Raw genomic sequence first — 8,364 nt, 5'->3', positions numbered from 1 at the left:
CGTGCCCACCCACGGTGGGCACGTACCGCATGACGTGCATCAGAACTTCGCGGTGAACTCCAGACCAAACGTGCGCGGCTCATTGAGGAAGCCGGTCAGGTTGTTGAAGTCGATCGCGCCGACCACGCGGACCTGGTCGGTCAGGTTGCGGCCGTACACCGCCACGTCGTACTGGCCGTAATCCCAGTTGTAGCCCAGGCGCAGGCCCCCTTCCAGCGAGGAGCGGCTGCGGAACTCCGGCGACTCGTACAGGAAGAAGTTCACTTCGCTGCGGTAGGCCCAGTCGGTGTAGACGTAGAACTCGCTGGCATCGTTGACCGGGAAGCCGGCGCGCAACGTCAGGTTGTGGATCCACTTCGGCGCCTGCGGCAGCGGGTTGCCGTTGACCAGTGCGTAGGTGCCGCCATCGATGACCGTGGTCGGGTCGGTGATGGTGCAGCCGCCGCCACAGATCGCCACCGCCAGATCCTTGTCCTTGATCTCGGTGTCGTTGTAGCTGCTGCCCAGGGTCAGCAGGACGTGGTCGGTCAGGTAGGCTTCGAAGTCGAGCTCGGCGCCCTGGCCGAGGGTCTTGTCGGCGTTGAGCAGGGTCGCGGTGTTGTTGGTGCCACCCACGGCGATCAGCTGCTGGCCGTCGACGTTGTAGCGGAACACGTTGAAGCCCAGGCGTGCGCGGCGGTCGAACAGGTCGGCCTTGATGCCGGCCTCGTACGAGATCACCTTCTCCGAATCGGCCTGCGAGACGCCGCCGAAGGCCAGGCGGCCCTGGATCGACGGCGCGCGGAAGCCCTTGGCCACGCGGGCATACGCGTTGAGGTTGCCGGTGATCTGGTAGACGCCGCTCAGGTCCCAGCTGACGTCGTTGACGTCGGTCTTGGCGATGTACGGGCCGCTGACCGGGGTGCCGAACGGCACGGCCTGCAGCACGCTGGCGCTGAAGTCCTTCTTGTCCTGCGTGTAACGCACGCCACCGCGCAGCTTGAAGCGCTCGGTCACGTCAAAATCGCCGGAGGCGAACGCAGCCCACGCCTTGTTGCGCTGCTGCTGCACGGCGTGACCGGTCTGCGGATTGCCCGGGGTCAGCGAGTCGTAGTTGAAGCTGTCGATGGTGACGTCTTCATCGAAGTAGAAGACGCCGGCCTGCCAGTCGAAGCGGCCCCACTCATTGGATTCCACGCGGAATTCCTGGGTCCACTGGCGGTGGTGCGGCAGGCCATCGGCCGATTCGGACGCGAACGGGATGTTGCCCGGGCCGTAGTTGCCGGCACCCAGGAAGCTGGCACCGTAGCCGCCGTCGATGTCGCCGTGGTTCAGCGATTCGGCGGTCTCGTAACCGGTGATCGAGTGCAGCGTCACGCGGCCCAGATCCCACTTCAGGCGCGCGCTGCCGCCCCAGGTTTCCAGGTCGGAGAAGTTCTGGCCATCGGTGGAGACTTCATCGCGGTCGAAGTTTTCGACCAGCTGGTTGGTGCCCGGCTTGATGATGTTGGCGCGGAACAGGCGCGCGGTGCCGTTGAGCTTGCGCTTGTGCAGGTTGAACAGCGCTTCGACGTCGTCGCCTTCGTACAGGAACTGCACGCGGGCGGCGGCTTCGTCGTAGCCTTCAAAGCCCTGCGCCGGCGCGCCCTGGCGGGTGTTGCTGACCCAGTCGTCGCGGCGCTGGTACAGCGCGGACACGCGCGCCGACCAGCGGTCGGTCAGCGGGCCGCCGTAGGCGCCCTGCGTGTTCCAGGTGTTGTAGCTGCCGTAGGCGACCTTGATGTAGCCGTCGGCATCCTGCGAGGGACGCGCCGAATCGAATTTCACCACGCCGGCGGGGGTATTGCGGCCGAACAGCGTGCCCTGCGGGCCGCGCAGCACTTCCACGCCGGCCAGGTCGAACAGCGGGAAGCCCTTCAGCAGCGGGCTTTCCTGCACCACATCGTCATACACCAGCGAGACCGGCTGCGAGGCATTGAGGTCGAAATCGGTGTTGCCCAGGCCGCGGATGTAGAAACGCGGGAAGGCACGGCCGTAGGACGATTCAATGTTCAGGCTCGGCACACGCGCCGACAGGAAGCGGATGTCATCGCCGGCCGAACCCAGTACGTCGAGCTTTTCACCCTGGATGGCCGAGATCGAGACCGGCACGTCCTTGGCGTTTTCGACGCGGCGTTGCGCCGTGACCTGCAGCGTATCGAGGGCCACCGGATCCTTGGTGGCGGGGGCGTCTTGGGCTGCGGCCGTCAATGGCAGCAGGGCGGCGAGGGCGACAACGAGCGGGTGCACGGACGGGAAACGGCCGTGGGCAGTGCGGTTCGGGAACATGGCGTTTAGGCTGTGTTGGGAGGGGTGGTGGACCGGCGCTACCAGACAATTGTTGCAGTACAACAACAGCGCCGCAAACAACCGCTATTCATTACCCCTGCCGGCCTGCCAGCGCTTCGGTATGCTGGCGGCCCTCGATGCCCATTCAGTTGCCACGCCGATGACTTCACTGCGCCGTACCCGCCTGACGCTGTCCGTTGCCCTGCTCGGCCTGCTGGCCGGTTGCGGCGGCGATCCCGTCCGCCCGACCCCGCCGCCGGCGGCGGTGCCGGTGACGCCGGCCAAGCCGGTCAAGATCGGCATCGCGCTGGGCGGCGGCGCGGCCAAGGGCTTCGCCCATATCGGTGTGATCAAGATGCTGGAGGCCAACGGCTTCGAACCGGTGGTGGTGTCCGGCACCAGCGCCGGCAGTGTGGTCGGCGCGCTGTATGCCAGCGGCATGGACGCGTTCCAGATGCAGTCCAAGGCGGTGGCCCTGGATGAAGCCAGCATCCGCGACGTGCGTCTGTTCTCCGGCGGTCTGGTCCAGGGCCAGAAGCTGCAGGACTACGTCAACGCACAGGTCGACAACCGCCCGGCCGAGAAGCTGAGCAAGCCCTTCGCTGCGGTCGCCACCCAGCTGGAAACCGGCGAGCGCACCGTGTTCGTGCGCGGCAATGTCGGCCAGGCGGTGCGCGCCTCCAGCAGCATCCCCGGTGTGTTCGAGCCGGTGAAGATCGGCAAGTACAACTACATCGACGGCGGCGTGGTCAGCCCGGTGCCGGTGGATGCGGCGCGCCAGCTCGGCGCGGACATCGTGATCGCCGTGGACATCTCCAGCAAGGCCAGCGGCAAGGCGCCGACCGGCATGCTCGGCATCGTCAACCAGTCGATCTCGATCATGGGCCAGCGCCTGGGCGAGCAGGAACTGGCGCGCGCGGACGTCATCATCCGGCCGAAGGTGCTGGACATCGGCGCCGCCGATTTCGGCCAGCGCAACAACGCGATCCTGGAAGGCGAGAAGGCTGCGATGGCGGCGATGCCGCAGATCCGCGCCAAGGTGCAGCAGCTGCAGAAGGCACGCGCCGCCGCGCTGGCCCCGCCGCCGCCCACGCCCAAGTGCGATGAGCCTTCGCGCGTGGGCAAACTGATGGGGCGCAAGGAGAAATGCGTGCTGTGAGTCGCCCCCATTGGAGGCCGCCAGCACAGCGGCCTCCAATGGCGAGCCGGTATCGCTGTCAACGCTCGAACAATGCTGCAGCCATGACCTTGCTCTTCACCGTGTCGATGTCCAGACTCAGCTCGAAGTCATCTTCGTCTTCGAGGAAATGAATCTCGTACTCGAACTCGCTTTCATGTGATTTGCCACGGTACTCGAATGCATAGGTCGCCCTGCATGTGCTGGAACGAAGCTCGGCATTGCGCGTCAGCGTCGTGGCCCCCCTTACGGTTGAGCCGGTGATCTGGTCAGAAATCTCCCTGTACCAAACCGCCTTTTCGAGGTTTTCCTCGATGATTTCCTCTGCAAGCGAGAGACTGTCCGAATCGCCGCAGCGCATCTCCGCCGCACAACCGGCGAGGAAGAACAGCGGCAACCCTAGCGCGAAGGTCCGCACGAGGCGACCGGAGATAACGTGGCCGATCAAGGCGACGGCATCGGCGGAGGGGTCACCGTACTGTCTGCGGTTTTGCCTGCCGATTCACGGATAGCGCGTTCGACCTCCTGATGGCGCCATTGCTTCTTGCTGACAATCGAGGCAACGAACAGGAAGCCGAAGATGCCCATGGCCAGGATCCAGGAGACGAAGAGCAGCATGAACACCGCAATGCCCCAGGAGATCCAGTACGAGGGCTTAGCCTTCCAGAAGCCTGGTCCGCTGGCAAAGAAGAAGCCCCAGGTTGTGACGTAGTTGGTTTCGGAAACGGTCGACATGTTGAGTCCTTTGAGGAGAAGAGTCCTTGATTTCGGAGTGAGGGGCCAAGCGCATATCGCTTTCCGACCATCCCACCCTGGAGGACCCTTGCTACGCCGCCGACGTTGCTGGGGTCACTCCAACTGCGTTAGCGGCAGCGCGCGGAATTCCTTGACCGTGCGCAGCACGAAGCTGGAATTGACGTCGGCCACGCCGGCGGCATTGAGCAGCTTGTCGAGCAGGAAGCTGGAGAAGTGCTCCAGGTCGCGCACGTAGATGTGCAGCAGGTAATCCATGTCGCCGGTGAGCGCATGGCAGGCCACCACCTCATCCCAGATCAGCACGCTGTCGGCGAACACGCCGATGGCGTGCTGGTCGTGCTTCTCCAGCTGCACCCGGACGAACGCCTGCAGCCCCAGGCCGATCTGGCGCGGCTCCAGGCGGGCGCCGTACCCGGCGATCACGCCCTCGCTTTCCAGCCGCTGGACGCGCCGCAGGCAGGCCGACGGGGACAGATTCACCCGTCCAGCCAGCTCGGCATTGGTCGCGCGGCCGTGTTGCTGGATTTCCGCCAGCAAGCGCAGATCCGTGCGGTCGAACTGGGTATCTCCGGTCATTGCTGCCCCGCAACATGAGGTGGACGCAATGATCTTGCGCCAGGAGGCCATATCCGCGCAACTTTGCAAACCTCTTGCGCGTGCCCTGCCCTAGCATCGACAGATGACTTCCCAGGAGACCACCACGATGGAAACCGCCACCGCCCCCCGCCGCGTCGAACACCAGCAGACCGACAAGGGATACGTGCCGGTCTATACCACCGCCATCGTGGAACAGCCCTGGGACAGCTACACCGCCGACGACCACGCCACCTGGAGCACGCTGTACCAGCGCCAGCGCGCGCTGCTGGAAGGCCGCGCCAGCAAGGAGTTCCTGCACGCGCAGGACGAGATGGGCATGAGCGCGCACATGATCCCGCGCTTCGACCAGCTCAACGAGGTGCTGGGCGCCGCGACCGGCTGGACGCTGGTGGGCGTGGAAGGCCTGCTGCCGGAGCTGGATTTCTTCGATCACCTGGCCAACCGCCGCTTCCCGGTGACGTGGTGGATCCGTCGCCCGGACCAGATCGACTACATCGCCGAGCCGGACATGTTCCATGACCTGTTCGGGCATGTGCCGTTGCTGATGAATCCGGTGTTCGCCGACTACATGGCCGCCTACGGCCGCGGCGGCGTCAAGGCGCATGCGATCGGCCCGGAGGCGCTGCAGCACCTGACCCGCCTGTACTGGTACACGGTGGAGTTCGGCCTGATCAACACCGATGAAGGCCTGCGCATCTATGGCGCCGGCATCGTGTCGTCCAAGGGCGAGTCGCTGTACTCGCTGGAGTCGGCGGCGCCGAACCGGATCGGCTTCGATCTGGAGCGGATCATGCGTACCCGCTACCGGATCGACACCTTCCAGAAGACCTACTTCGTCATCGACAGCTTCGAGCAGTTGATGGAGGCGACCGCGCCGGACTTCACCCCGATCTATGCCGCGCTGGAGGCCAGGGACCATCTGCCGGCGGGTGACGTGCAGGACGGTGACCGCGTGTTCCAGAAGGGCACGGGCGAAGGCTGGGAAGACGGCGGCGACGTCTGATCGGTAGAGCCGACCGTTGGTCGGCTGCTTTTCAGCGCGGACGTTGGTGGGGCGGTAACGGGAACTGATTGAGCCGGTCGAGAACCGCCCGTGCATAGTAGGTCCGTCCCCACTTCCGCTCGTTGCCTGTCGCCAGGATTCCCTCTTTCTCCAGCGCATAGATGCCGGTGAGGGCCGAGCGGTTCGATACCCCCAGCAGCGACGCAACCTGCGCGGCGGTTACCACCGGGTGGCCGACGAGCAGCGCGGGCAGTCGGCGCGCGACGGCGTCTGCACGATAGCCGCTCACCTGTTCGGACCAGTCGGCCACGAGCTGCTGCATGTCCTCGGCGAGGGCGATGGCATCGTTCGCCGACTCAACCACGGCCTTGCACACCATGTCCATCCACGGCGCCCAGTTGCCCTTGAGCTGCACCTGGTTGAGCGCATCGTAGTAAGCATCCTTGCTGCGCAGCAACGCGCCGGACAGGTACAACGGTGGGTATCCCTCGGCCGCCAGAATGAGCGGCATCAGCAGCCGCCCGGTGCGCCCGTTTCCATCTTTGTAGGGGTGGATCGTTTCGAACTGGGCATGCGCGATGGTCAGTTGCGCCAGGATGTTCAGTTCGAACTGCTCGTCCTCCGCGGGCCGGTACTGCAGCATCTGCCGTTCCAGTTCCTGCATGGCGTCGCCGATCCGATCCGGTGGCGAAGGAACAAAGCGGGCATCTTCAGGGCGTCCTCCCAAGGGGCCGATCACCGCTTGTTCCTGGCGATACCTGCCTTTTGGGAAGTCATCCGGCGTGTCCTGCATCAGCACGGCGTGCAGATGGTTCACCAGCCCAAGATTGATGGCGGGCCTGCCTCGTTCCCGGACCGCCTCCAGGCCGTCCTGAAGCGCCTGCACATAGCGCTCAGTGACGACGACGTCGGGCGGCAGGCCGTCCAGGCCCAGCGTCGCCTCATACACCAGCAGTTCGTCCAGATCGGTGCGGGTGCCTTCAATCTGCGAGCTCTGCACGGCTTCACGTCTCGCGAGCGTGCGCGTGACCAGATCGGGGGCGGCCCACTGCTGCATGGCCTGGTCCAGCCTCGCCAGCGCCGCGTTGGCGCTGATCAGCAGTTCACGGCTCCCCGACTGCCCTGGCGGCAGCCTGCGCGGCGTAGGCGGGGCGGTCATGGCCAGCAGATGCGGGCGGCCTTCGACCGGCACCAGATACTGCCGCAGGGATACCGCGATGTCTTCCCGACGCATGGGCAGCCTCCTGGGGCGCCTAACCTTCAAAAGCACTGTACGCTTTTGAAGGTTAGATATCTATCCTTCAAAATACAGGGGCGCTTTTGAAGGTTAAGGGTCTCCAGGGTTGAGTCCAGTCCGGCCGCCCCTTAGCGCGGATACGCCAGCAGCAGCACCAGATCCATCTCCCCCACCTGCTGCAGCGCATGCGAACTGCCGACGCGCGTCAGCAGCGCATCCCCCGCCGCCACGTCATGCTGCTTGCCATCCAACACGTAGCTGCCCCGCCCGCTGACGATGTAGTAGATCTCGTCCTTGTGCTGCGGATGCAGCCCGATGCCGGCACCTTTATGCAGCACACGTTTGCGAAGCACGAACGGGAGGTCCATGTCCTCGGCGAAGAACGGATACGCCGTGGTCGGCCCCGCCCCACCATGCGGGCCGGGCTGGGTCACCGCGATGTCGCGTTCGTGCACGACACGCGAGGGCTTCGCCGCATCGCCGCCCTGCCCTGCACTGTGCACCTCGCAGTCGATATCGCGCTTCAGCGCCGGCTTTAGTTCAGGCTGCAACGCCACCCAGTCGCGCATCACCAGACACGCCACCGCCGTCGCACCGGCCACGCTGAAGTGCGTGCCATCGGCCTTGTTCTGCTCGGGCACGAACATGAAGTACGGCTTGGCGCCCTGTTCGCCCAGCCCGCGGATCCAGCGCGTGGAACTGTCGTTGAGATCGATCAGCGCGACCTGCTCGCGCGTGGCCAGCGCTTTCACCGCCTGGGTGTACACACCGTGCGTATCCAGCAGCGAACCGAAGTCATACAGCAGCCGCGCCACCGGCGTGATCAGCACCGGCGTGGCGCCCTTGTCGCGGGCCAGCTGCACGTAGCGCATCAGGAACTGCGGGTACGCCGTGGCGGGATCGGTGTAGCGGGTGGGATCTTCGAACTTGGCGTCGTTGTGACCGAACTGGATCAGCAGCACGTCACCGCGCTGGAGTTCGGCGGCGATCGCATCCAGGCGCTTCTCATCGATGAAGCTGCGCGTGCTGCGGCCGCCCTTGGCGTGGTTGCGGACCTCCCACACAGCGGGATCGAGATAGCTCTGCAGCGCCTGGCCCCAGCCGGCCTGTGGCGCGCGCTCCGGGCCGTACGCGGCGGCGGTGGAATCCCCGGCAATGAAGATGCGGTGCGGGGCGCACAGCGCGCTGGGGGCCGCGAGCAGCAGCGACAGGGACAGCAGCAAACGCAGCATGGTCATCCTCCTGGGTGGAGAGCTGCCGGCCGGCGGCCGGCACTACCGGCGCCGC

8 protein-coding genes are annotated in these 8,364 nt (G+C 65.5%); 2 read left to right on the top strand and 6 right to left on the bottom strand.

The window, feature by feature from the left end:
• Nucleotides 1-39: 39 nt before the first annotated feature.
• Complete coding sequence (locus ACE026_RS14020; protein WP_486039450.1) at nt 40-2,307, bottom strand: TonB-dependent receptor; 2,268 nt, start codon at nt 2,305-2,307, stop codon at nt 40-42.
• A 160-nt stretch (nt 2,308-2,467) separates the two neighbouring features.
• On the opposite strand from ACE026_RS14020, the gene ACE026_RS14015 reads away from it, so the two are divergent.
• A complete protein-coding gene (locus tag ACE026_RS14015; protein WP_486039449.1) occupies nt 2,468-3,466 on the top strand; it encodes a patatin-like phospholipase family protein in 999 nt (332 codons plus the stop codon).
• A 58-nt stretch (nt 3,467-3,524) separates the two neighbouring features.
• Here ACE026_RS14015 and ACE026_RS14010 read toward each other — a convergent pair whose 3' ends face one another.
• The 3 genes from ACE026_RS14010 to ACE026_RS14000 form a co-directional block, all read right to left on the bottom strand.
• Nucleotides 3,525-3,932 carry a hypothetical protein gene (locus ACE026_RS14010; protein ID WP_486039448.1) on the bottom strand — a complete coding sequence of 136 codons (408 nt, stop codon included), beginning with the start codon at nt 3,930-3,932 and terminating at the stop codon, nt 3,525-3,527.
• Nucleotides 3,929-4,219 (bottom strand): hypothetical protein, encoded by a 291-nt coding sequence (locus ACE026_RS14005; RefSeq protein ID WP_486039447.1) that lies wholly within the window; start codon nt 4,217-4,219, stop codon nt 3,929-3,931. Before ACE026_RS14005 ends, ACE026_RS14010 begins: the two co-directional genes overlap by 4 nt.
• Nucleotides 4,220-4,333: 114 nt before the next feature.
• Entirely contained in the window at nt 4,334-4,816 is a 483-nt protein-coding gene (locus tag ACE026_RS14000; RefSeq protein ID WP_486039446.1) for an Lrp/AsnC family transcriptional regulator, read from the bottom strand.
• Between the two features lie 127 nt (nt 4,817-4,943).
• Here ACE026_RS14000 and phhA point away from each other — a divergent pair, with 127 nt between their 5' ends.
• Nucleotides 4,944-5,840, top strand: coding sequence for a phenylalanine 4-monooxygenase (gene phhA, locus ACE026_RS13995; protein ID WP_486039466.1), 897 nt, complete (start codon nt 4,944-4,946; stop codon nt 5,838-5,840).
• A 31-nt stretch (nt 5,841-5,871) separates the two neighbouring features.
• Here phhA and ACE026_RS13990 read toward each other — a convergent pair whose 3' ends face one another.
• A complete protein-coding gene (locus ACE026_RS13990) occupies nt 5,872-7,074 on the bottom strand; it encodes a Fic family protein (RefSeq protein ID WP_486039445.1) in 1,203 nt (400 codons plus the stop codon).
• Between the two features lie 131 nt (nt 7,075-7,205).
• Nucleotides 7,206-8,309 (bottom strand): GDSL-type esterase/lipase family protein, encoded by a 1,104-nt coding sequence (locus tag ACE026_RS13985; protein ID WP_486039444.1) that lies wholly within the window; start codon nt 8,307-8,309, stop codon nt 7,206-7,208.
• Nucleotides 8,310-8,364 lie beyond the last annotated feature (55 nt).

The organism is Stenotrophomonas sp. AGC87 (genome assembly GCF_057333975.1).
Note: the sequence above shows the minus strand (reverse complement) of the source record. Positions and strands in the feature narration are given on the sequence as shown.